Consider the following 21,839-nt stretch of genomic DNA (forward strand, 5'->3'; position numbering starts at 1 on the left):
CAGGAGCGGCGGCGGCCAGAGGTTAGTTTGGGGGGCACACCCAGGGCGGTACGGAGGGGTACGGGGAGTTGGAGCGCAGGACTATCGGTGCGGCGGGTCTGCGCGTCGGCGCGGTCGGCCTCGGCTGCATGCCGATGAGCTGGGGATACACCGCCTCGCAGCGCAACGGGGAACGCTCGCTGCGCACGGTGCTGGCCGCACTCGACGCCGGGTCCACCCTGCTCGACACCGCCGACATGTACGGGCCGTTCACCAATGAGCTCCTGGTGGGCCGGGCGCTCAAGGGGCGCCGGGCCGACGCCTTCGTCGCCACCAAGTGCGGGCTGCTGGTCGGCGCGGACGCGCACGTCGTGGCCAACGGCCGCCCCGGCTATGTGAAGCGGGCCTGCGACGCCTCCCTGCGGCGGCTGCAGACCGATGTGATCGACCTGTACCAGCTGCACCGCGCGGACCCGGAGGTGCCCGTCGAGGAGACCTGGGGCGCGATGGCCGAGCTGGTGACGGCGGGCAAGGTGCGGGCGCTCGGCGTCTGCGCCACCGGGGCGCGGACGGCCCGCAGGTCCGGCGGACCCCACGAAGTGACGATACGTCAACTGGAGCGGGTACAGCAGGTGTTCCCGGTCAGCGCGGTGCAGGCGGAGCTGTCGGTCTGGTCGCGGGAGGCGCTGGACGCGCTGCTGCCGTGGTGCGCGGCGCGGGGCGTGGGCTTCCTGGCCTCGATGCCGCTGGGCAACGGCTTCCTCACCGGCACCCTCACCCCGGGCCAGGGCTTCGAGCCGGACGACCCGCGGGCCCGCCACCCCCGCTTCACCGCCGAGATGATGGCGGCCAACCAGCCCCTGGTGGCGGGGCTGCGCCGGATCGCGGCCCGGCACGGCGACGGTGTGACCCCGGCGCAGGTCGCGCTGGCCTGGCTGCTCGGCCGGGGCCCGCACGTGATCCCGGTCCCGGGCACCAAGCGCGAGGAGTGGGCCCGCGAGAACGCCGGGGCGGCACGGCTCGCCCTGACGCCGAGGGACGCGGCGGAGATCGAACGGCTGCCTCCGGCGCGGGGGTCCTGGGACTGAGGCGGGTGCCCGGCGCTGAGCGGGGTACCGGGACCGAGCGGGCGGGGGTCTGGGGCCGAGCCGGGGAGCACCGGACGCGGTGGGCGCGGGTGGGACCGGCCGGACGGGCGGGGCCGGGGGGCACCGGACGCCGTGCGTACGGGTCGGACCCGCCGGATGGGCGGGGCGGGGAATTCGGTGGCGCGGATCGGGAACCCGGGCGGGGCGAGCGGTGTAAGAACGGTAGGAGCCGCGGATCACCGCCGCCGGACTCACCGCCGCCCGATAGGAGAACCACCGTGCAACGTCCCGCAGTGACGGCCCTGTTGGCCGCCGTCGCGCTGGTGCTGACGGCCGGGTGCTCGTCGTCCGGGACCGCGCAGCGGCCGGGTGCGAGCACCGGCTCGGCGCCCGCGACCGGCTCGCCGGGCACCTCCGCCACCGGGCTGCCGCCCGCCAAGGGCTCGGTGAAGGTGACGCGCACCCTCGCCCAGGGCCTCAAGTCGCCCTGGGGCGTGGCCCCGCTGCCCGAGGGCGGGCTGCTGGTGGCCTCCCGCGACGAGGGGACGGTCACCCGGATCGACGCCTCCGGCGCGCAGACGCCCGTGGGCCGGGTGCCCGGGGTGGCGCCGGGCGGCGAGGGCGGGCTGCTCGGCCTCGCGCTCTCGCCCGCGTTCGCCACGGACCACCGGGTGTACGCGTACTTCACCACCGAGTCCGACAACCGCGTCGCCCGCATGGTCTACGACCCGAAGCGCCCGCCGGGCGACCGGCTGAGCGCACCCGACACGATCCTGCGGGGCATCCCCAAGGGCACCATCCACAACGGCGGGCGCATCGCCTTCGGCCCGGACGGCATGCTGTACGTGGGCACGGGCGAGACGGGCGAGCGGGGGCTCGCCCAGGACAAGAAGTCGCTGGGCGGCAAGATCCTGCGGATGACCCCGGACGGGCAGCCGGTGCACGGCAATCCCGAGGCCGACTCGGTGGTCTACTCGTCGGGCCACCGCAATGTGCAGGGCCTGGCCTGGGACGGGGCCGGGCGGCTGTGGGCCTCGGAGTTCGGCCAGGACACCTGGGACGAGCTGAACCTGATCGGCCCCGGGGACAACGACGGCTGGCCACTGGTGGAGGGCAGGGGCAACAGGCCGGGGTTCGTGGACCCGGTGGAGCAGTGGCACACCTCCGACGCCTCCCCCAGCGGCCTGGCCTACGCGGCGGGCAGCGTCTGGATGGCCGCACTGCGCGGCGAGCGGCTGTGGCGCATCCCGCTGGACGGCACGAAACCGCTGGCCGCGCCCGAGGCGTTCCTGACGCGCACCTACGGCAGGCTGCGCACCGTGATCGCGACCGGGCCGCACACCCTGCTCCTGGTCACCAGCGAGACCGACGGCCGGGGCACGCCCAAGCCCGGCGACGACAAGGTCCTGGAGCTGGAGGTGACATGAGGCCGGTCACCGGCGGCGGCCGACGACGGGGCGGGCGGGGGCGGCCCGGGGCCGCGCCACCCCCGCCGCGCTCACGCCGCGCTCGGCGCGAACAGGTTGAGCCGGTGCGCCAGGGCGGCGGCCTCGCCCCGGCCCGAGACGCCCAGCTTGGCCAGGATGTTGGAGACGTGGACGCTCGCCGTCTTCGGCGAGATGTACAGCTCCTCGGCGATCTGGCGGTTGCTCTGCCCCGCCGCCACCAGCCGCAGCACGTCCTGCTCACGGCTGGTGAGCCCCAGCGCCCCGGCCGGGTCGGCGGGCTCGTCCGGGAGCGCCGTCTCGGGCGCGGTCAGCGGCAGCCGGGCCCGGCGGGCCAGCAGCTCCAGCTCCTCCGCCAGCGGGCGCGCCCCGAACCGCCCGGCGGCGGCGTAGGACTGGCGCAGCAGCGCGGCGGCCCGCTCGCGGTCCCCGCCCTCGGCGAGCAGCGCGGCGGCCCACCGGTGGCAGACCTGGGCCAGCTCGTAGGGCCGCTCCAGCGGCTGGAACGCGGTGGCCGCCGCCGCCCAGCGGTCGGCGGTGTCCCGGCCCTCCGCCCGCGCCAGCTCGGCCTCCACGCACAGGGCGTACGCCCGCGTCAGCGGCCCCGGAGTGGCCATCTGCCGGGCCGACGACCGGATCAGGGCCAGCGCCTCGGTCCGGCCCTCGTCGGCGGCGGGCAGGCCGCGCAGATCGGCCTCGATCGAAGCGGCGGTGAGCAGCAGCGGCCAGCCGTAGCGCTGGGTGCCGGGCGGGAACCCGGCCTCGGCGGTGCGGGCGAGTTCGGCGCGGGCGTCGGCGAACCGGCCCTGTCCGGCCGCCAGGGCCAGCTCGACCCGGGCGACCGGGATGGCGTGCTGGGGCATCGGGTCGCGGGTGCCGAAGTGTCCGACGGCCTCGGCCAGGGACTCGGCGGCCAGGGCCGGCTCCCCGCGCAGCACGGCGAGCTGGGCGATGCGCAGCGCCGCGTACCCGAGCGGCTTGGCGCCGGCGGAGGTGCCGCGCACATGGGCCACGCGTTCGGCCGCCTCCTGCCAGCGGCCCAGGCTCAGCAGCGCGTCCGACTCGTTGCCCGCCGCCCACGCCTCGTTGTCGAGCAGGCCGAACTTGCGGGCGTGCCGCACGCCTTCGGCGGCGGTGTCGGCGGACTCCTGGGAGCGGCCGACCGACTCCAGGGTGGAGGCGAGGTTGACGTAGCCGCGGCCCGCCTCGACGACGATGCCGAGCCGCAGCGAGTGCTCGACCACCTCGCGCATCATCGCGAGGCCGCCCTCCACGTCGCCGGAGTCGACCATCAGGCCGCCCAGGGTGAGCCGGGCGTTGAGTTCGATCTCCTCGGCGTCCACCAGCCGGGCGTACTCGACGGCGCGCTCGGCGGCGGCCAGCGACTCGGCGCCGGGGCGGTGCAGCATGCCCCAGCCCGCGGCGGTGGCCAGGACCTGGGCGTGCACGGCGGACGGCGGCAGACCGCGCACCAGCTCCTGGGCGGTGGCTATCTCGTCCCAGCCGTCGCCGCGGCCGAGGTTCTGGGCGAGCCGGGAGATCTCCGTCCAGAACCAGGCGGCCCGCAGCGGGTCGCCGTGCGGGGTGCCGGGGGGCGCGCCGTTCTCCTCGGAGTCGATGATCCGCAGGGCGCGCTTGGCGAACTTCAGGGCGCGTTCGCGTTCGCCGCAGAAGCGGGCGGCGACGGCGGCCTCGGCGAGCAGGTCGAGCTGGCCGAGCGGGGTGGTGGCGGGGTCGCAGCCGCCGCAGGAGGGGTAGGCGCCCGCGTAGTCCAGGGGGCGCAGATCGGCGCGGCCCTCGGCGGGGACCGCGTCCCACAGCTCCATGCCCCGTTCGAGCAGCCGCAGTTGCTCGGAGTAGGCGTGCCGCTTGCGGGCCTCGACGGCGGCGCGCAGCACCATCGGCAGCGCCTTGGCCGCGTCGTGCGCGGAGTACCAGTAGCTGGCCAGCCGGGTGGTGCGCTCGTCGGCGCGGACCAGGGTGGGGTCGGCCTCCAGGGCCTGGGCGTAGCGGCGGTTGAGGCGGGAGCGCTCGCCGGGCAGCAGGTCGTCGCTGACCGCCTCGCGCACCAGCGAGTGGCGGAACCGGTAGCCGTCGCCCTCCGGCGTCGGCAGCACGATGTTGGCGCCGACTGCGGCGCGCAGGGCCGCGTCGAGCCCGTCGTCGGTGAGCCCGCAGACGGCGGCGAGCAGCGGGTGTTCCACCGTGGAGCCGCCCTCGGCGAGGATGCGCAGCACGAGCTGGGCGTCCTCGGGCAGGGTCTCCACGCGCACCAGGAGCAGATCGCGCAGCGAGTCGCTGAGCCCGGTGGCGGCGCAGCCCGACTCGTGGCAGACGCTCAGCTCCTCCACGAAGAAGGCGTTGCCGTCGGAGCGTTCGAAGATCTCGTCCACCAGCGCGGGGTCGGGTTCGGCGGCGAGGATGCCGGTGAGCTGGCGGTGCACCTCGCCCCGGTTGAACCGGGACAGTTCGATGCGGCGCACCGTGCGCAGCCGGTCCAGCTCGGCCAGGAGGGGGCGCAGCGGGTGGCGGCGGTGGATGTCGTCGGCGCGGTAGGTGGCGACGACGGCGAGCCGGCCCCGGCGCAGGGTGCGCAGCAGGTAGGCGAGGAGGTGCCGGGTGGAGGCGTCCGCCCAGTGCAGGTCCTCCAGGACCAGCACCACCGTGCGGTCGGCGGCGGTCCGCTCCAGGAGCCGTACGGTGAGTTCGAAGAGCCGGGCGGTGCCGTCCTCGCCGCTCTCCCGGCTGGCCTCGCCGAGCTCCGGCAGCAGCCGGGCCAGCTCCTCCTCCTGGCCCTCGGCGGCTGCGGCGAACTCGTCGGGCAGCCTGCGGCGCAGGGTGCGCAGGGCGGTGGAGAAGGGGGCGAACGGCAGGCCGTCGGCGCCGATCTCGACACAGCCGCCGACCGCGACGACGGCCCCGGAGTCGCAGGCCGTCGCGGTGAACTCCTCGATGAGCCGGGTCTTGCCGACCCCGGCCTCACCCCCGACCACCAACGCCTGCGGCTCGCCCGCGGTGGCGCGGGCGAGCGCTTCGTTCAAGGCGGTCAGTTCACCGGCGCGGCCGACGAACACGGGGCTGAAAGACCTGGTCTCCACGTCGCCGAGCATCGCACAGCTGTCCGGTCCCGTGGCACCCTTTCCGCCGGTCAAGGTCATGACGGGCGCTCACGCGGCGTGCGCGAAGAGGTCGCGCAGGTCCCGGATGTGGCTCACCCGCCCCTCCGCTTCCTGTACCGCGCTGCGGCGGGCGCGCCGGGCCCGGCGGGCCTCGCGCACCAGCCGCTGGGCGGCGGCCTCGCGGAGCAGCTCGGCCTGGTTCACCTGGTGCATCTCGTACGCGAACATCTTGTTCTCCTTCGATTCCCCCACCCGGGGGCTTCTGCGGTTTCGTTCTTCGCTCTCTGCGATGTCTCTACTTTCGCTTCCCAGGGGGGTCCGTCACATCGGGCGAGTGCCGCATCTCCCGGGCGCTGGCGCCTTAGAGGCGGGACGGGGTCCGGGGCACGGTGTCTAAGGCACCCGGCGGGGTCCTTAGAGGACGGCCCGATCCGGTGGAAGAGTGGTCGGCGCGGGGCCCGGCGCCTTACTTCCGCCCCCGCTCCCGCCCGCCACCCCGCACCCGCCGGACCCGTACGCCTCTCCGTCCCTCCCGACCCATGGAGCCCCGATGACCCAGCCCCCCGCCCCCCAGCTGCCCTACGGCACCCCCGAGTCGCCCCGCATCGCGGTCCGGGGCGAGGCCGTGCTCGACGTGGATCCGGAGATCGCCCGGCTCGGGGTGACGGTCACCGCGCGCGGCACCGACCGGCGGACCGCCCTGGACGACCTCACCCGGCGCAACGCGGCCGTCCTCGACCTGATCAGGTCGTACGGGGAGGCGGTGGAGCAGTTGGAGACCGGCTCGTTCTCGGTCAGCCCGGAGCTCGGCAGGCACGGCCGGGGCGAGCGGGTGCGCGCGTACCACGGGCAGGTCCGGGTCACGGCCGAGCTCGGCGACTTCACGGCGCTGGGCGAACTGGCCTCGCGGCTGGCCGCCTTGGAGCTCACCGAGGTGGACGGGCCGTGGTGGGGGCTGCGCCCGGCCTCGCCCGCGTACGGGAAGGCGCGGCGCCGGGCGGTCGAGCAGGCGGTGGAGCGGGCCCGGGAGTACGCGGCGGCGCTCGGCAGCGACCTGGTCGCGCTGCTCGAACTGGCCGACGAGGGAGCGGAGGAGGCGCGGCCCTATCCGGCGGCGCCGGGGATGATGCGGGCGGCGGCGTACGGCGGCGGCGCGCCGGAGAGCGTCCCGGCGCTCGATCTGGAGCCGCAGCGCCAGACCGTGCGCGCCGCCGTGCTGGCCCGCTTCACGATGGCGCCCCCGGTCCTGTGAACGGGGGCGTCCAGCAAGGCGGTTGTGGCCGCGCGGACTACGAGCCGGTGGTCGGCAGCGCGGCGAACAGGTCGAAGTACATCGCGACGGAGAGGAAGATCCCGAGCACGCCGAGGGCCACCCCGCCCAGGGCGACGGCGCGTACCCAGACGGGCTGCGGATGGGCACCCGGGGTGCCGAACGCGGGCCGGGCGAGGACGAACGCACCGACGAGGAGGGCGAGCAGGGCGAAGACACCGTTGACGGCGGCGGTGGTGTGCCAGGAGTCGCCGTAGATCTCATGGATCTGCGCGGCCGGGCTGCCGCCCTGCGCGGTCTTGATCTGGCCGAGCAGGGTCTCGCGCTCGGAGAGCACCTTGCCCGTCCAGGTGCCGGTGAGCGAGGCGAAGCCGAGCGCCCCGGAGACCACGGCGGCGGCGCCCGCGCCGATGCCGGTCCGGGTGGCGGCGGCCGGGGGCAGATCGTCGAGGACGTCGTCGTCCTCGTCCACGCCCTCGTCCTCGTCGCTCCCGGCCTTGGCGCCCTCGGCGCCGGTACCCGCGGACTCCACGTCCCCGGCCTTGGCGCCCGGGGACTTGGCGGCGTCCGCGGGCTTCGTCTCCTCGTCCCCGGCGTCCGCGCCATCGGCGTCCGCGTGCGGGCCCGGGGCGGCCTTCTCGGCCCGGTCGGCCGTGGACACCGCGCCGGCCTCGGGGTTCTTCACGGACGCCGCCTCGGCGCCCGTCTCGTCGTCGGTCCTGGTGGTGGAGGGGGTGGCAGTCATACCGGGGACCGTAGGCGGGCTTTCTGAGAGGGTCCTTAATGGGCGCCGGGCCCGGCCGCCGCCGCGCCGCACGGGCCTGTCCGGCCCCCGCTCACCGGCGCCGCACGGCCCGGACAGGATCCGCCGGAAAGGACCCGCCGGACAGGCCGGTCCTAGCGGCGGTCGTCGGTGCGGGCCGCTCGCCACTCCGGGGCCAGTACCGCCCAGACCTCGGTGTCCTGACGCACGCCCCGGAAGAGGTAGTTGTCCCGCAGGGTCCCGTCCCGGACCATGCCCAGGCGCTTGGCGACGTTGATGCTGGCCGTGTTGGCGGAGCCCGCCCGCCACTCCACGCGGTGGATCCCGCGCTCGTCGACCGCCCAGTCGATCATCCTGCGGACCGCGCGGGTGATCAGGCCGCGCCCGCTCGCCGACTCCTCCAGCCAGCAACCGACCTCGGTGGTGCCGAGCTCGGCGTCGAAGACGCGGAACATGACACCTCCGACGAGCGTGCCGTGCGACCAGATGCCGTAGAGCCGCCCGGCGTCGGCCGCCGCCTTGTCCGCGTACCCCTGGAGGAAGGCACGTACCGAGGGCAGGTCGTGGCACACGTCGGCGAGCGTGATGAACCGGCCGATGAACTCACGGCCCCGGTCGATGTGCGCCAGCACTTCCTCGGCGTGGTGCGGCTCCAGTGGCCGCAGCTCGGCGCCGTCGTCTCCCAGCGATATCGCGAACATCCCGCTCCTTCGTACGTCTCTCCTGCCGGGCGGGACGAATCCGCCGGCCCCACTGCCCCGGGCAGCCCCGGGGGCCACCGGCCCGGACGCCCGGCCCGCAGCCCCAACCCCATCACCAAGCCAGGCCCAGGCCCAGGCCCACGGTCTGGCCCACGGTCTAGCCCACGAGCTGGTCCACCGGCTTCCGCGCGGGCTCGCCCGCCGGGTCCTCCGCCGGATCCGGCCCCGGACCCGCCGCGCCGAGCCGCACCGGAATCGTCCCACGGCGGCACTCGGGCGGTTCGATGCTGATCCTGGGCAGCCACCGGTCGAGCCAGCCGGGCAGCCACCAGTTGGCGCCGCCGAGCATGTGCATCAGGGCGGGCACCAGCAGGGTGCGCAGGACGAACGCGTCGAGGGCGACCGCCGCCGCCAGCGCGATGCCGAACATCGCGATCACCCGCTCGCCGCTCAGGACGAACGCCAGGAAGACCGAAATCATGATCACGGCAGCCGAGTTGATCACCCGGCTGGTCTCGGCGAGGCCGACCCGGACCGCCCGCCGGTTGTCCCCGGTCTCCAGCCACTCCTCGTACATCCGGCTGACCAGGAACACCTGGTAGTCCATGGAGAGCCCGAAGAGCACCGACACCATGATCACCGGCAGGAACGGCTCGATGGGGCCGGACCGGCCGAGGCCGAGCAGTTCGCTCCCCCAGCCCCACTGGAAGACCGCGACGACGATCCCGAAGGCGGAGGCGACCGCGGCGACGTTCATCGCGGCGGCCTTCAGCGGGATCCCGATCGAGCGGAAGGCGAGCAGCAGCAGGACGCAGCCGAGGGCGATCACCACGCCCACGAAGAGCGGGAGTTTGCCGACGATCACCCCGGCGAAGTCGTCGTAGCTCGCCGTGACCCCGCCGACCAGGACCTCCAGGGAGGTGCCCCGCTCGGCGGCCGGGAGCACCTCGCCGCGCAGCCGGTCGACCAGCGCGCTGGTCGCCTGGGACTGCGGGGCCGAGTCCGGCACCACCGTGAGCACGGCCGTGTCGCCGCTCGCGTTGTACGTGACGGGGCCGACCGAGGCGACGCCCCCGGTCGACTTCAGGAGCGCGGGCAGCTGCTCCATGGCGACCCGGTCGTCGGCGCCGTCGAGTTTGGCGGCGAGGGTGAGCGGCCCGTTGACGCCCGGGCCGAATCCGTCGGCGAGCAGGTCGTAGGCGGTCCGGGTGGTGGACTTCGCCGGGTTGTTGCCCTGGTCGGAGGTGCCCAGGTGGAGCGAGAGCGTGGGCAGCGCGAGCACCAGCATCACCACGGCGGCGAAGCCGCCCAGCAGCTTGGGGTGCCGCTCGACCAACCCCGACCAGCGTGCGGCGAACCCGGTGGGCGGCTCGGGCCGGGGGCCGTGCTCGCCGAGCCTGCGCCGTTCGCGGCGGCTGAGCGCGCGCGTCCCGATGAAGGAGAGCAGCGCGGGCAGCAGCGTCACGGACGCGGCGACGGTGAGGACGACGGTGAGCGAGGCCGCGACGGCGACCCCGTTCAGGAAGCCGAGCCGCAGGATGAGCATGCCGAGCAGGGCGATGCAGACGGTGGCGCCCGCGAAGACCACGGCGCGGCCGGTGGTCGCCACGGCCCGGGTCGCGGCCTCCTCGACGGTCAGCCCCTGGCGCAGCCCGCGCCGGTGCCGGGTGACGATGAAGAGCGCGTAGTCGATGCCCACCCCGAGCCCGATGAGCAGCCCGAGCATCGGCGCGAAGTCGGCGACGGTCATGACGTGGCCGAGCAGTCCGATGCCCGCGTAGGCGGTGCCCACGGAGACCACCGCGGTGATGATCGGCAGCGTGCTGGCGGCGAGCGAGCCGAAGGCGAGGAAGAGGACGACGGCGGCGACGACCACGCCGACGATCTCGCTGAGGTGCGCGGAGCTGGTCTCGGTGAGGGCCGCGGCGCTGCCGCCGACGGCGACCCGCAGGCCGTCGGCGGAGGCGGTCCGGGCGGTGTCGACGAAGGCCCGGGCCTGGGCCTTGGGCAGGTCGTCGGCCTGCCGGTCGAAGGTGACCAGGGCGTAGGCGGTGCGGCCGTCCGCGCTGATCTGGGAGGCCCCGTCGCGGCCGTAGGGGCTGGCCACCGAGGCCACACCGGGCAGTTCGGCGATCCTGTCCAGGGTCTTGGCCAGCCGCTCCCGCACCTCGGGGGCGCGGACGGGACCGGTGTCGGTGTGCCAGACGACGGTGTCGGTGTCGCCGCCCCGGCCGCCGTGGAACCCGGCGTCGAGGAGGGCGCCGGCCCGGCCGGACTCGGTGCCGGGGACCTCGTAGTCGTTGGAGTAGGCCGAGCCCGCGGCGGTGGAGGCGGCGGCGACGCCGCCGAGGGCGAGGAGCCAGAGCAGGACGGCTACGAGGCGGTGCCTGATGCACCACCGTGCGATGGCTGCCAACGGATGTGCTCCCTGGATGGTTCGTGGATCTTTGCCCGGGAACATCCGGTACGACCTGAACAGCCCGCAAAGAACGCATGACCTACGCGCAGCCACTGTGACAGCGAATAGTGATCGTTTGACCGTTTCGTGGGCTTACTCACAGGGGGTACGGGAGTACGTGCCCACAGGCGGGGGAAGGGCCGCCGCCGGCCGGGATCACTTGCGGCGGGTGCAGGTGACGACGAGGTCCTCGGAGCCGTCGCCCCGGAAGGCGAGGGTCAGCACGCCCTTGCCGTAGCCCGCCTCGACGGCGGTGCCGATGCTCGACCAGCCGCCGGAGAGCGTGAGCAGCTCCGAGAACGACCGGGAGACCTTCTCCGGCATGCTGGTCAGGGTGAACGCCTCCTGGTCCTCGGACTCGGCGTCGCCGGTGGCGGCGTCCATGCTCACGGAGAGCACGGCGCCGTCCAGCATCCACTGACCGGACATTCCACCCCATTGAGTGACAGACCAGTGCCCATCGGGCTTGACGGTGAGGACTCCCTGGTGGTCCTGGTTGGAGCGGTAGGTCCACTCGCCCTTCACGAACGCCTTGAGCGCCTCCTTGCGGGGCCCCTCCGCCGCCCCCGCGCCGGTGCACGCCGCCACCGCGCCGGCCATCGTGCCCAGCGCCAGATACCGCAGCGCCGTACGCCGCCCGAGCACTCTCACCGCTTCTCGCCCGTCCACGCACGGCACCCTATAGACGATCCGCGGGCAGGTCACCCGGCAGGAGGGTGCGACTCCGTATCGCCGCGCTGACGTGAGCGTCCGGGTTGTCGTACCGGCTCGCGGCGGCGCGGACCGGCGTCCGGGACCTGCGGCTTCGGACCCGCACGGCCGGAGCGGACGTGCGCCGGACCCCGGGCGGGTGCCATGGGCCGACCCCCGGACATGGGCCGACCCCCGGACATGGGCCGGCCCCCGCCGCATCGCCTGATGCGCCGGGGCCGGCCCGTGTCCGTACCGGACACGCGGAGGAAGCCGCGGGATCAGCCCTCGCCGACGCCCAGCTTCTCCAGGATGAGCTCCTTGACGCGGGCCGCGTCCGCCTGGCCGCGCGTGGTCTTCATGACCGCGCCGACCAGGGCGCCGACGGCCTGCACCTTGCCGCCGCGGATCTTGTCCGCGATGGCCGCGTTGCCCGCGATGGCCTCGTCCACGGCCGCGCCCAGCGCGCCCTCGTCCGAGACGACCTTCAGGCCGCGCTTCTCGACGACCGCGTCCGGGTCGCCCTCGCCCGCGAGGACGCCCTCGATGACCTGGCGCGCCAGCTTGTCGTTGAGGTCACCGGCGGCCACCAGCGCCGCCACCCGGGCGACCTGCGCCGGGGTCACGGGCAGCTCGTCCAGGGCGACGCCCTGCTCGTTGGCGTTGCGGGCCAGCTCGCCCATCCACCACTTGCGGGCGGCGGCGGCGTCCGCGCCCGCCTCGATCGTGGCGACGATCGGCTCGACCGCACCGGCGTTGAGGATCGACTGCATGTCGTGCTCGGAGACGCCCCACTCCTCGCGGAGCCGGTTGCGGCGCACGCGCGGCAGCTCGGGCAGGCCCTTGCGCAGCTCCTCGACCCACTCGCGGGCCGGGGCGACGGGGACCAGGTCCGGCTCCGGGAAGTACCGGTAGTCCTCGGCGTTGTCCTTGATGCGGCCCGAGGTGGTGGAGCCGTCTTCCTCGTGGAAGTGGCGGGTCTCCTGCACGATCGTCCCGCCGGAGGACAGCACCGCGGCGTGGCGCTGGATCTCGAAGCGGGCCGCGCGCTCGACCGAACGCAGCGAGTTGACGTTCTTCGTCTCGCTGCGGGTGCCGAACTTCTCGGTCCCGTTCGGGCGCAGCGACAGGTTCACGTCGCAGCGCATCTGGCCCTTGTCCATCCGGGCCTCGGAGACGCCGAGCGCCTTGATGAGCTCGCGCAGCTCGGCGACGTACGCCTTGGCGACCTCGGGGGCCCGCTCGCCCGCGCCCTCGATCGGCTTGGTGACGATCTCGATGAGCGGGATGCCGGCCCGGTTGTAGTCGAGCAGCGAGTGGGAGGCGCCGTGGATGCGGCCGGTGGCACCGCCGACGTGCGTCGACTTGCCGGTGTCCTCCTCCATGTGGGCGCGCTCGATCTCCACGCGGAAGATCTCGCCGTCCTCCAGCTGGACGTCCAGATAGCCGTTGAAGGCGATCGGCTCGTCGTACTGCGAGGTCTGGAAGTTCTTCGGCATGTCCGGATAGAAGTAGTTCTTCCGGGCGAAGCGGCACCACTCGGCGATCTCGCAGTTCAGCGCGAGGCCGATCTTGACGGCCGACTCGACGCCGATCGCGTTGACGACCGGGAGCGAGCCGGGCAGGCCGAGGCAGGTGGGGCAGGTCTGCGAGTTGGGCTCGGCGCCCAGCTCGGTGGAGCAGCCGCAGAACATCTTGGTCCTGGTGCCCAGCTCGACATGGACTTCGAGGCCCATGACGGGGTCGTACGACGCGAGGGCGTCCTCGTACGACAGCAGTTCGGTGACGGTCACAGTGAAAAGTTCCCTCTCAGCCCAGCAGGACGTCGTCGTCGCCGAGGCGCTTCAGCTCGCGGTACAGGATCGCGAGGCCGGTGACGATGGCGGCGGCGGACACGACGGCGTCGACGAGCTGGAGCCGGTCCTGCTCCAGGCGGGCCTTCTTGACCTGCTTGGCCACGCTGAGCGCGCCGAACGCGGTGGTGCCCATCGACAGATACGTACCGGTCTTGGACTTCTTGAAGCCCTTGGCCTTGGTCAGTGCGCTCACAGCGACGGAGCCTCCTCAAGCAGCGGGTGGCCCCACTTTTCCACGAAGGCGGCCTCGACGGCGGCGCCCACCTTGTACAGGCGGTCGTCCTTCAGGGCGGGGGCGATGATCTGCAGGCCGACCGGCAGGCCGTCCTCCGGCGCGAGGCCGCAGGGCAGCGACATGGCGGCGTTGCCGGCCATGTTGGTCGGGATGGTGCACAGGTCCGCGAGGTACATCGCCATCGGGTCGTCGGCGCGCTCGCCGATCGGGAAGGCGGTGGTGGGCGTGGTCGGCGAGACGATCACGTCGACCTGCTCGAACGCCTTCTCGAAGTCGCGCGTGATGAGCGTGCGGACCTTCTGCGCGGAGCCGTAGTACGCGTCGTAGTAGCCGGAGCTCAGCGCGTACGTACCGAGGATGACGCGGCGCTTGACCTCGTCGCCGAAACCGGCCTCGCGGGTGAGCGCGGTGACGTCCTCGGCCGACCTGGTGCCGTCGTCGCCGACCCGCAGGCCGTACCGCATGGCGTCGAAGCGGGCCAGGTTGGAGGAGCACTCCGACGGCGCGATCAGGTAGTAAGCGGAGAGCGCCAGGTCGAAGGAGGGGCAGTCCAGCTCGACGATCTCGGCGCCGAGCGACTTGAGCAGCTCGACCGACTCGTTGAAGCGCTGGACGACACCCGCCTGGTAGCCCTCGCCGGAGAACTGCTTGACGACGCCGACGCGCATCCCGGCCACCGAGCCGTTGCGGGCGGCCTCGACGACCGGCGGGACCGGGGCGTCGATGGAGGTCGAGTCGAGCGGGTCGTGCCCGGCGATGACCTCGTGCAGCAGCGCCGCGTCCAGCACCGTACGGGCGCAGGGCCCGCCCTGGTCCAGGGAGGACGAGAAGGCGACCATGCCGTAGCGGGAGACCGCGCCGTAGGTCGGCTTGACGCCGACGGTGCCGGTGACGGCGGCGGGCTGGCGGATGGAGCCGCCGGTGTCCGTGCCGATGGCCAGCGGGGCCTCGTAGGAGGCGAGCGCCGCGGAGGAGCCGCCGCCGGAGCCGCCGGGGATCCGGGTGAGGTCCCACGGGTTGCCGGTCGGGCCGTAGGCGCTGTTCTCGGTGGAGGACCCCATGGCGAACTCGTCCATGTTGGTCTTGCCGAGGATGACGACGTCGGCGGCCTTGAGCCGCTTGGTGAGCGTCGCGTCGTACGGCGGGATCCAGCCTTCGAGGATCTTCGAACCGACGGTGGTCGGGATGCCCTCGGTGGTGAAGATGTCCTTCAGCGCGAGGGGCACGCCGGCCAGCGGGCCGAGCTTCTCGCCCCGGGCGCGCTTCTCGTCGACGGCGCGGGCCTGCGCGAGCGCGCCCTCGCGGTCGACGTGCAGGAAGGCGTGGACCTTCTCGTCGACGGCGTCGATCCGGGCCAGATGGGCCTCGGTGACCTCGACGGCCGTGAACTCGCCGGAGGCGATGCCCGCGGCGATCTCGGCGGCGGTGAGCTTGATGATGTCCGTCATGGGATTAGTCCTCCCCCAGGATCTGCGGCACCTTGAAACGCTGCTGCTCCTGGGCCGGGGCGCCGGAGAGCGCCTGCGCGGGGGTGAGCGACGGACGGACCTCGTCCGCGCGCATGACGTTGGTCAGCGGCAGCGGGTGGGAGGTCGGGGGTACGTCTTGGTCGGCGACCTCGGAGACGCGGGCGACCGCGCCGATGATGTCGTCGAGCTGTCCGGCGAAGTGGTCGAGCTCTTCGGCCTTCAGCTCCAGACGTGCCAGCCGGGCGAGGTGGGCGACCTCCTCGCGCGTAATGCCAGGCATGCAGCGATCCTCTGGGGTGAGTGTGTGTGGTTGGGCCCAATCCTATGGGGCGCGGCCACCACACCACTAAACGGTTTGCGCCGGGCCCCCCGATCGCGGCGGCCGGGGCCCGCCCGGGGCGGCCGGGAGACGGCCGGAGCGCGGCCGTCGGGTCACTGGACGGGGGCGCTGGAGGGCTCCTCCGCCGCGGCCAGCTTCGCCGCCGCCGCCAGGTCGGCGGGGCGCTGCCAGCCGCGCGAGCCGCGGGCCAGCAGCCAGGCGGTGGTCTCGGCGGGCGGCATCGCGGCGGCCACCAGCCAGCCCTGCACGGCGTCGCAGCCCAGGTCGCGCAGGCGCTCCCAGGTCTCGTCGTCCTCGACGCCCTCGGCGACGACCAGCAGGCCCAGCGAGTGGGCGAGGTCCAGGGTGCAGCGGACGATCTCGGCGTCCTCGTTGTCGACGGCGAGGCGGCCCACGAAGGAGCGGTCGATCTTCAGCTCGCTCACCGGCAGCCTGCGCAGGTGCACCAGTGACGAGTACCCGGTGCCGAAGTCGTCCAGGGACATCTTCACTCCGTGGCCGGTCAGCCCGGCCAGGGTGTCGGCGGCCCGCTGCGGGTCCTCCAGCAGCACGTGCTCGGTTATCTCCAGCTGGAGCGAGCCCGCCGGTACGCCGTGCCGGGCCAGCCGGGCGGCGACGGCCCCCGCGAAGCCGGGGGTGTGGACGTCGCGGGGCGACACGTTCACCGCGACCGGGACCGTCAGCCCCTGCGCCCGCCAGCGGGCGACCTGGGCGAGCGCCGTCTCCAGCACGTACTCCGTCAGATGGGGCATCAGGCCGGAGGACTCGGCTATCGCGATGAACTCGTCGGGCGGCACCTGGCCGCGCTCCGGGTGCACCCAGCGCACCAGCGCCTCAAGGCCCGCCACCTGGCCGTCGAACCGGACCTTGGGCTGGTAGTGGAGCTCCACGTCACCCGCGTCCAGGGCCCGGCGCAGATCACCCAACAGGCCGAGCCGGTCAGGGGTGTTGGAGTCGCGCTTGGACTCGTACACCTCCACCCCCGTACGGTCCCGCTTGGCCTGGTACATCGCCACGTCGGCCCGGCGCAGCAGCCCTTCCGCGTCCAGCGCGTGCTCGGGGAAGACGGCGACGCCCGCGCTGGCCTCCAGGACCAGGGTGAGTCCGTCCAGGTCGAGCGGCGAGGAGAGCTCGGCGACCAGGCCGCGGGCTATCCGCATGGTGCTGGTCGCGGAGTCGGCGACGGGCAGCAGCACCGCGAACTCGTCGCCGCCGAGCCGGGCCGCCTCCGCGCCGCGCGGCAGGGCGAGCCGCAGCCGTTCGGCTATCTGGAGGAGCAGCCGGTCGCCGGCGAGGTGGCCGAGCGTGTCGTTGACCGAGCGGAAGCGGTCCATGTCGATGAGGACGAGCGCGGCCCGGTTGCCGTGGCCCTCGGCCTCCTCCAGCGCCGACCAGGTCCGCTCCAGGAGCCACTGGCGGTTGGGCAGGCCGGTGAGCGGGTCGCGCAGCTGCTCCTCGGCGCGGGCGCGGGCGATCCACAGCGTGGAGTCCAGGGCGATCAGCGGCACCGCGAACAGCGGCAGCAGCACCGGCAGGGCCATGGCGACCACGCAGATCAGCGGGGCTATGCCGAGCAGGGCGACGGCGACCAGGCCCTGGCGCAGCAGGGCCGTACGGGCGACGGTGGGCAGCCCGCCGCCCCGGGGCGCCAGCGCGTACCAGAGCAGGACGCGGGTGATGACCAGATAGGTGCCGGCCGCGATGCCCACCACCGGGACCGAGGAGACCGTCCACTCGGCGGGCCACCAGGGCGTACGGACGCTGGGGTGGTCGCCGAACGCGGCGAGCACCAGGGCCGCGGCGCCGATCCCCAGCACGTCCACCGCGCCGTGCAGCAGGCCCTGGCGCCAGCGGTGGCGCCGGGCCGCACCGACCAGCACCACCACCGCCATGGAGACGAGTCCGGCGGGCACCCAGCCGTAGAGCAGCAGGACGGCGAGGGTGAGGGCGGCGCCGGAGCCGGTGCCGCCCCACCAGCGGTCGCGGCCGAGCGCGACCAGATGGCCCACGATGATGCCGGTGAGGACCGCCAGCGACCAGCCCGCGGTGGCGCCCGGGAAGAGCGCGCCGCCGGTGTCGAGCGCCCGGTAGAACCCGGTGGCCAGGGCGAGGGCGGCGGTGGCGAGGATGCCGGCGGTCAGCCTGGAGGAGAATCCCGCGAACCCGCGCAGCCGTGCGGCCGGGGCGGCGCTCTCGGTCGGTTCCATTCCCGTCCCTCTCACAGCCGGCGGTGCCGATGCCACGCGATGGCTCCGTTGTCATGCCACCACGGCTGGTCCTCTTCCCCAAGTCCGTCGCAGAGCAGGGGGAACCCCGTTTTCAGCCGTGCACGACTGGCGCACATCCCAACAGTAGGCCGCGGAAGGCCCGGACGGGCAGCGGTCTACAGCTCTTGCCCGAATGCGACCTGGCCACCCAGATCCGTCTGGTATGCGCTGAACGGGTGACCGAAGGCCGTCCGGGAGGAGCCTTCCACTCCTCTTATTCCCCCTCTTCCGCGCTCGGCACAGCTGCTTCGCGGGCTGCTTCCGGACCCTGTTCCAGCAGGACAGCGAAGCCGTCCTCGTCGAGAACCGGAACCTTCAGCTGCATCGCCTTGTCGTACTTGGAACCAGGGCTGTCCCCCACGACGACGAACGACGTCTTCTTGGAAACGGAACCCGTGACCTTCGCTCCACGGCTCTGGAGCGCTTCTTTCGCGCCATCTCTGGTGTGCTGCTGGAGCGTTCCGGTGACGACCACCGTGAGGCCCTCCAGGGGGCGCGGGCCCTCGTCCTCGCCCGCTCCCTCGTCCTCCAGCCGCACTCCGGCGGCCCGCCACTTGCGGACGATCTCCTGGTGCCACTCCTCGGCGAGCCACTCCTTGACGGACTTGGCGACGATCTCGCCCACCCCGTCGACCGCCCGCAGCTCCTCCTCGGTGGCCTGTTCGATGCGCTCGATGGAGCGGAACTCGCGCGCCAGCGCCTCGGCGGCGACCGGGCCGACATGACGGATCGACAGACCCGTCAGGAACCGTGCGAGCGGGCGCTCCTTGGCGGCGGCGATGTTCTCCAGCATCGACACGGCGTTCTTGCGCGGCTCGCCGTTCATGTTGGCGAAGACCAGGGCGACCTTCTCCTCGCCGGTCTTCGGGTCGCGCTTGGGCAGCCCGCTGTCCTGGTCCAGGACGTACGCCTTGATGGGCAGCAGCTGTTCGATGGTCAGGTCGAAGAGGTCGCCCTCGTCGAGCAGCGGCGGCGCGGACGGCTCCAGCGGCTTGGTGAGGGCGGCGGCGGCCACATAGCCGAAGTTCTCGATGTCCAGCGACTTGCGGCCCGCGAGATAGAAGAGCCGCTCGCGCAACTGGGCCGGGCACGACCGCGCGTTGGGGCAGCGCAGGTCGATGTCGCCCTCCTTCATGGGCCGCAGCCCGGTGCCGCACTCGGGGCACTCGGCGGGCATCACGAACTCCCGCTCGGTGCCGTCCCGCAGGTCCGCGACGGGGCCGAGGATCTCCGGGATCACGTCACCGGCCTTGCGGAGCACCACCGTGTCCCCGATGAGGACGCCCTTGGCCTTGACCACGTCCTGGTTGTGCAGGGTGGCGAACTCGACCTCGGAGCCCGCCACGGTCACCGGCTCCACCTGCGCGTACGGAGTGACGCGGCCGGTGCGGCCGACGCCGACGCGGATGTTGATCAGCTTGGTGTTGACCTCCTCCGGCGCGTACTTCCAGGCGATCGCCCAGCGCGGGGCGCGCGCGGTGGAGCCCAGCCGCCCCTGGAGGGGGATCTCGTCGAGCTTGACGACCACGCCGTCGATCTCGTGCTCCACCGAGTGGCGGTTCTCCCCGAAGTACGCGATGAAGTCGCGCACTTCCTCCAGCGAGCCGGCCACCTTGTTGTGCTGGGCGGTCGGCAGGCCCCACTCGCGCAGCAGCTCGTACGCGTGCGAGAGGCAGTCGATGGTGAAACCCTCGCGCGCGCCGATGCCGTGCACCACCATGTGGAGCGGGCGGGTGGCGGTGACCTTCGGGTCCTTCTGGCGCAGTGAACCGGCCGCCGCGTTGCGGGGGTTGGCGAACGGCTTGTCGCCCGCCTCGACCAGGCGCGCGTTGAGCCCCTCGAACGCCTCCATCGGGAAGTAGACCTCGCCGCGGATCTCGACCAGGTCCGGGACGCGGTCGCCCTGGAGGCGGTCGGGGATGTCGGCGATGGTGCGGACGTTGGGCGTGATGTCCTCGCCGGTGCGGCCGTCGCCCCGGGTGGCGGCGCGCGTGAGCCTGCCGTGCTCGTACGTCAGGTTGACCGCGAGGCCGTCGACCTTCAGCTCGCACAGGTAGTGGTACTCGGCGCTGCCCACGTCCTTGGCGACGCGCTCGGCCCAGGCGGCCAGCTCCTCGTCGTCGAAGGCGTTGTCCAGCGAGAGCATCCGCTCGCGGTGCTCCACCGAGGCGAAGTCCGTCTCGTACGCCCCGGCGACCTTCTGGGTCGGGGAGTCCGGGGTGCGCAGCTCCGGGTGCTCCTCCTCCAGGGCCTCCAGGCCGCGCAGCAGCTTGTCGAACTCGCCGTCGCTGATGACCGGCTGGTCCTTCACGTAGTACCGGAAGCGGTGCTCCTCGACCTGCTCGGCGAGGAGCGCGTGCTTCTCCCGTGCTTGCGCGGGCACCACGTCGTTCTGTTCGCCAGCCACTGTCATGTCCTCCCGTTTACCGTCTTCCCCGTCACTCAGGGTTGTCCGCGAGCGATCTCGCCGCCCGGACGCAGTGGGCGAGCGCCGCACGGGCATACGCCGGTGAGGCGCCCGCGAGCCCGCACGCCGGGGTGATCACCACGGACTCCGCGAGGGTCCCCGGATGCAGCCCCAACCTGCGCCACAACGTCCTGACACCCATGACGCTACCGGCAGGGTCCGACAATGGGCCGTCCACGCCGCCGACCACCCCGGCGAACAGCCTGGTGCCGCTCTCCACCGCCTCGCCGATCACGTCGTCGTCACGCTCGGTGAGCAGGGAGAAGTCGAACGAGACGGCCGCCGCGCCCGCCCGGCGCAGCAGGGCGAACGGCACGTCGGGCGCGCAGGAGTGGACGGCGACCGGGCCGTCGTGGACGGCGATGACCTCGCGCAGCGCCGACTCGACGACCTGGCGGTCCACGGCCCGGTGGGTGCGGTAGCCGCTGGCGGTCCTGATCTGCCCGCGCAGCACGGCGGTCAGCGACGGCTCGTCGAGCTGGAGCAGGATCCGCGCGCCCGGCACCCGGCGGCGCACGTCCGCCAGGTGGGCGCGCAGCCCCTCGGCCAGCGAGCCCGTCAGGTCGCGGCAGGCGCCGGGGTCGCCGAGCGCCGCCTCGCCGCCGCGCAGCTCCAGGGCGGCGGCCAGCGTCCACGGCCCGACCGCCTGCACCTTCAGCGGGCCCTCGTACCCCTGGGTGAACTCCTCCAGGGCGTCCAGGTCCTCGCCGAGCCAGGAGTGGGCCCGCCGGGTGTCGCGGCCCGGCCGGTCCCCCATCCGCCAGCCACTGGGCTCCACGCGCGCGTACATCTCGACGAGCAGGCCGGCGGTGCGCCCGATCATGTCGGCGCCGGGGCCGCGCCCGGGCAGCTCGGGCAGGAACGGGAAGTCGCCGGTGGCCCCGTCGGCCCCGACGAGGGAGCCGGTGACGGTCTTGGCGGCCTCGCGCGCGTCGCCGCCGGGCATGGAGCCGACGCCGGTGGCCGGGCCCCAGGGGAAGTCGCTCACGGCACCGCTCATCGGCCCGGCCGCACGGTCAGGTCGTTGACCTCGGCGTCGCGCGGCAGGTCGAGGGCCATGACGAGGGTGGTCGCCACCGACTCGGGGTCGATGAACTTCGCCGGGTCGTACTCCTTGCCCTCCTGCGAGTGCACCTTGGCCTGCATCGGGCTGGCGGTGCGCCCGGGGTAGACGGAGGTGACGCGCACGCCGCCCGCGTGCTCCTCCTGGCGCAGCGAGTCCGCGAGCGCCTTCAGGCCGTGCTTGGAGGCGGCGTACGCGCCCCATTCGGCGTGCGCGTTGAGCCCGGCGCCGGAGTTGACGAACACGACGTGCCCGCGGGCCGCGCGCAGCTGGGGCAGGAAGAGCCGGGTGAGCTCGGCGGGCGAGATCAGGTTGGCGTTGAGCTGCTGGTGCCAGGTCTTGGGGCGCAGCTCGGCGACCGGGCCGAGGTCGACGACGCCCGCGATGTGCAGGAGGGAGTCGAGGTGGTCCGGCATCGGCTGCATGCCGAGCGACTTGGAGATGCGGTCCGGGTCGGCGAGGTCGGCGACCAGGGTGCGGGCGCCGGGGTAGTGCCCCGCGAGCTCCCGGGCGCGTCCGGCGTCGCGCGCCAGCAGTACGAGGTCGTCGCCGCGCTCGTGCAGCCGGCGCGCGACCGCCGCGCCGATGCCGGAGCCTGCCCCGGTGATCAGGTGTGTAGCCATACCCGC

The 21,839-nt window shown here is 73.6% G+C and carries 17 protein-coding genes; 3 read left to right on the forward strand and 14 right to left on the reverse strand.

Features of this window, described 5'->3' with window-relative positions:
* Positions 1 to 68: 68 nt before the first annotated feature.
* Complete coding sequence (locus tag AB5J87_RS10710; RefSeq protein ID WP_369376151.1) at positions 69 to 1,067, forward strand: aldo/keto reductase; 999 nt, start codon at positions 69 to 71, stop codon at positions 1,065 to 1,067.
* 278 nt (positions 1,068 to 1,345) lie between these two features.
* Complete coding sequence (locus AB5J87_RS10715; protein ID WP_369376152.1) at positions 1,346 to 2,494, forward strand: sorbosone dehydrogenase family protein; 1,149 nt, start codon at positions 1,346 to 1,348, stop codon at positions 2,492 to 2,494.
* Positions 2,495 to 2,565: 71 nt separating this feature from the next.
* On the opposite strand, the gene AB5J87_RS10720 is transcribed toward AB5J87_RS10715, so the two are convergent.
* Together AB5J87_RS10720 and AB5J87_RS10725 are read right to left on the reverse strand one after the other, a co-directional pair.
* Positions 2,566 to 5,622, reverse strand: coding sequence for an AAA family ATPase (locus tag AB5J87_RS10720; protein WP_369383460.1), 3,057 nt, complete (start codon positions 5,620 to 5,622; stop codon positions 2,566 to 2,568).
* Positions 5,623 to 5,679: 57 nt separating this feature from the next.
* Positions 5,680 to 5,883, reverse strand: a complete 204-nt coding sequence (locus tag AB5J87_RS10725; protein WP_369376154.1) for a hypothetical protein — start codon at positions 5,881 to 5,883, stop codon at positions 5,680 to 5,682.
* Between the two features lie 298 nt (positions 5,884 to 6,181).
* Here AB5J87_RS10725 and AB5J87_RS10730 point away from each other — a divergent pair, with 298 nt between their 5' ends.
* Positions 6,182 to 6,883, forward strand: coding sequence for an SIMPL domain-containing protein (locus tag AB5J87_RS10730; RefSeq protein WP_369376155.1), 702 nt, complete (start codon positions 6,182 to 6,184; stop codon positions 6,881 to 6,883).
* A 37-nt stretch (positions 6,884 to 6,920) separates the two neighbouring features.
* Here the strand turns inward: AB5J87_RS10730 and AB5J87_RS10735 are convergent, their stop codons facing one another.
* The 12 genes from AB5J87_RS10735 to AB5J87_RS10790 form a co-directional block, all read right to left on the reverse strand.
* Positions 6,921 to 7,646, reverse strand: a complete 726-nt coding sequence (locus AB5J87_RS10735; protein ID WP_369376156.1) for a hypothetical protein — start codon at positions 7,644 to 7,646, stop codon at positions 6,921 to 6,923.
* 152 nt (positions 7,647 to 7,798) lie between these two features.
* Positions 7,799 to 8,365 carry a GNAT family N-acetyltransferase gene (locus tag AB5J87_RS10740; protein ID WP_369376157.1) on the reverse strand — a complete coding sequence of 189 codons (567 nt, stop codon included), beginning with the start codon at positions 8,363 to 8,365 and terminating at the stop codon, positions 7,799 to 7,801.
* A gap of 157 nt (positions 8,366 to 8,522) precedes the next feature.
* Positions 8,523 to 10,781, reverse strand: coding sequence for an MMPL family transporter (locus AB5J87_RS10745; RefSeq protein WP_369376158.1), 2,259 nt, complete (start codon positions 10,779 to 10,781; stop codon positions 8,523 to 8,525).
* A 198-nt stretch (positions 10,782 to 10,979) separates the two neighbouring features.
* Complete coding sequence (locus AB5J87_RS10750; RefSeq protein WP_369376160.1) at positions 10,980 to 11,492, reverse strand: hypothetical protein; 513 nt, start codon at positions 11,490 to 11,492, stop codon at positions 10,980 to 10,982.
* Between the two features lie 302 nt (positions 11,493 to 11,794).
* Positions 11,795 to 13,306 carry an Asp-tRNA(Asn)/Glu-tRNA(Gln) amidotransferase subunit GatB gene (gatB, locus tag AB5J87_RS10755; RefSeq protein WP_369376161.1) on the reverse strand — a complete coding sequence of 504 codons (1,512 nt, stop codon included), beginning with the start codon at positions 13,304 to 13,306 and terminating at the stop codon, positions 11,795 to 11,797.
* Between the two features lie 16 nt (positions 13,307 to 13,322).
* Complete coding sequence (locus AB5J87_RS10760; protein WP_369376162.1) at positions 13,323 to 13,562, reverse strand: hypothetical protein; 240 nt, start codon at positions 13,560 to 13,562, stop codon at positions 13,323 to 13,325.
* Positions 13,559 to 15,052 carry an Asp-tRNA(Asn)/Glu-tRNA(Gln) amidotransferase subunit GatA gene (gatA, locus tag AB5J87_RS10765; protein ID WP_369376163.1) on the reverse strand — a complete coding sequence of 498 codons (1,494 nt, stop codon included), beginning with the start codon at positions 15,050 to 15,052 and terminating at the stop codon, positions 13,559 to 13,561. Before gatA ends, AB5J87_RS10760 begins: the two co-directional genes overlap by 4 nt.
* A 4-nt stretch (positions 15,053 to 15,056) precedes the next feature.
* Positions 15,057 to 15,353 (reverse strand): Asp-tRNA(Asn)/Glu-tRNA(Gln) amidotransferase subunit GatC, encoded by a 297-nt coding sequence (gatC, locus tag AB5J87_RS10770; protein WP_105871234.1) that lies wholly within the window; start codon positions 15,351 to 15,353, stop codon positions 15,057 to 15,059.
* Between the two features lie 152 nt (positions 15,354 to 15,505).
* Positions 15,506 to 17,620, reverse strand: a complete 2,115-nt coding sequence (locus tag AB5J87_RS10775) for a putative bifunctional diguanylate cyclase/phosphodiesterase (RefSeq protein ID WP_369376165.1) — start codon at positions 17,618 to 17,620, stop codon at positions 15,506 to 15,508.
* A 274-nt stretch (positions 17,621 to 17,894) separates the two neighbouring features.
* A complete protein-coding gene (gene ligA / locus AB5J87_RS10780; protein ID WP_369376166.1) occupies positions 17,895 to 20,087 on the reverse strand; it encodes an NAD-dependent DNA ligase LigA in 2,193 nt (730 codons plus the stop codon).
* Positions 20,088 to 20,118: 31 nt separating this feature from the next.
* Complete coding sequence (locus AB5J87_RS10785) at positions 20,119 to 21,147, reverse strand: methionine synthase (RefSeq protein ID WP_369376167.1); 1,029 nt, start codon at positions 21,145 to 21,147, stop codon at positions 20,119 to 20,121.
* Positions 21,144 to 21,833 carry an SDR family oxidoreductase gene (locus AB5J87_RS10790; RefSeq protein WP_369376169.1) on the reverse strand — a complete coding sequence of 230 codons (690 nt, stop codon included), beginning with the start codon at positions 21,831 to 21,833 and terminating at the stop codon, positions 21,144 to 21,146. Before AB5J87_RS10790 ends, AB5J87_RS10785 begins: the two co-directional genes overlap by 4 nt.
* Between the last annotated feature and the right edge of the window lie 6 nt (positions 21,834 to 21,839).

Source organism: Streptomyces sp. cg36, from assembly GCF_041080675.1.
Taxonomy (GTDB): domain Bacteria; phylum Actinomycetota; class Actinomycetes; order Streptomycetales; family Streptomycetaceae; genus Streptomyces.

Bases quoted from the DNA above. Each gene is read 5' to 3' on its own strand.
- AB5J87_RS10720 (WP_369383460.1), bottom strand. From the start codon at position 5,622: ATGCTCGGCGACGTGGAGACCAGGTCTTTCAGCCCCGTGTTCGTCGGC.
- AB5J87_RS10730 (WP_369376155.1), top strand. From the start codon at position 6,182: ATGACCCAGCCCCCCGCCCCCCAGCTGCCCTACGGCACCCCCGAGTCG.
- AB5J87_RS10735 (WP_369376156.1), bottom strand. From the start codon at position 7,646: ATGACTGCCACCCCCTCCACCACCAGGACCGACGACGAGACGGGCGCC.
- AB5J87_RS10740 (WP_369376157.1), bottom strand. From the start codon at position 8,365: ATGTTCGCGATATCGCTGGGAGACGACGGCGCCGAGCTGCGGCCACTG.
- gatA (WP_369376163.1), bottom strand. From the start codon at position 15,052: ATGACGGACATCATCAAGCTCACCGCCGCCGAGATCGCCGCGGGCATC.
- gatC (WP_105871234.1), bottom strand. From the start codon at position 15,353: ATGCCTGGCATTACGCGCGAGGAGGTCGCCCACCTCGCCCGGCTGGCA.
- AB5J87_RS10775 (WP_369376165.1), bottom strand. From the start codon at position 17,620: ATGGAACCGACCGAGAGCGCCGCCCCGGCCGCACGGCTGCGCGGGTTC.
- AB5J87_RS10785 (WP_369376167.1), bottom strand. From the start codon at position 21,147: ATGAGCGGTGCCGTGAGCGACTTCCCCTGGGGCCCGGCCACCGGCGTC.
- AB5J87_RS10790 (WP_369376169.1), bottom strand. From the start codon at position 21,833: ATGGCTACACACCTGATCACCGGGGCAGGCTCCGGCATCGGCGCGGCG.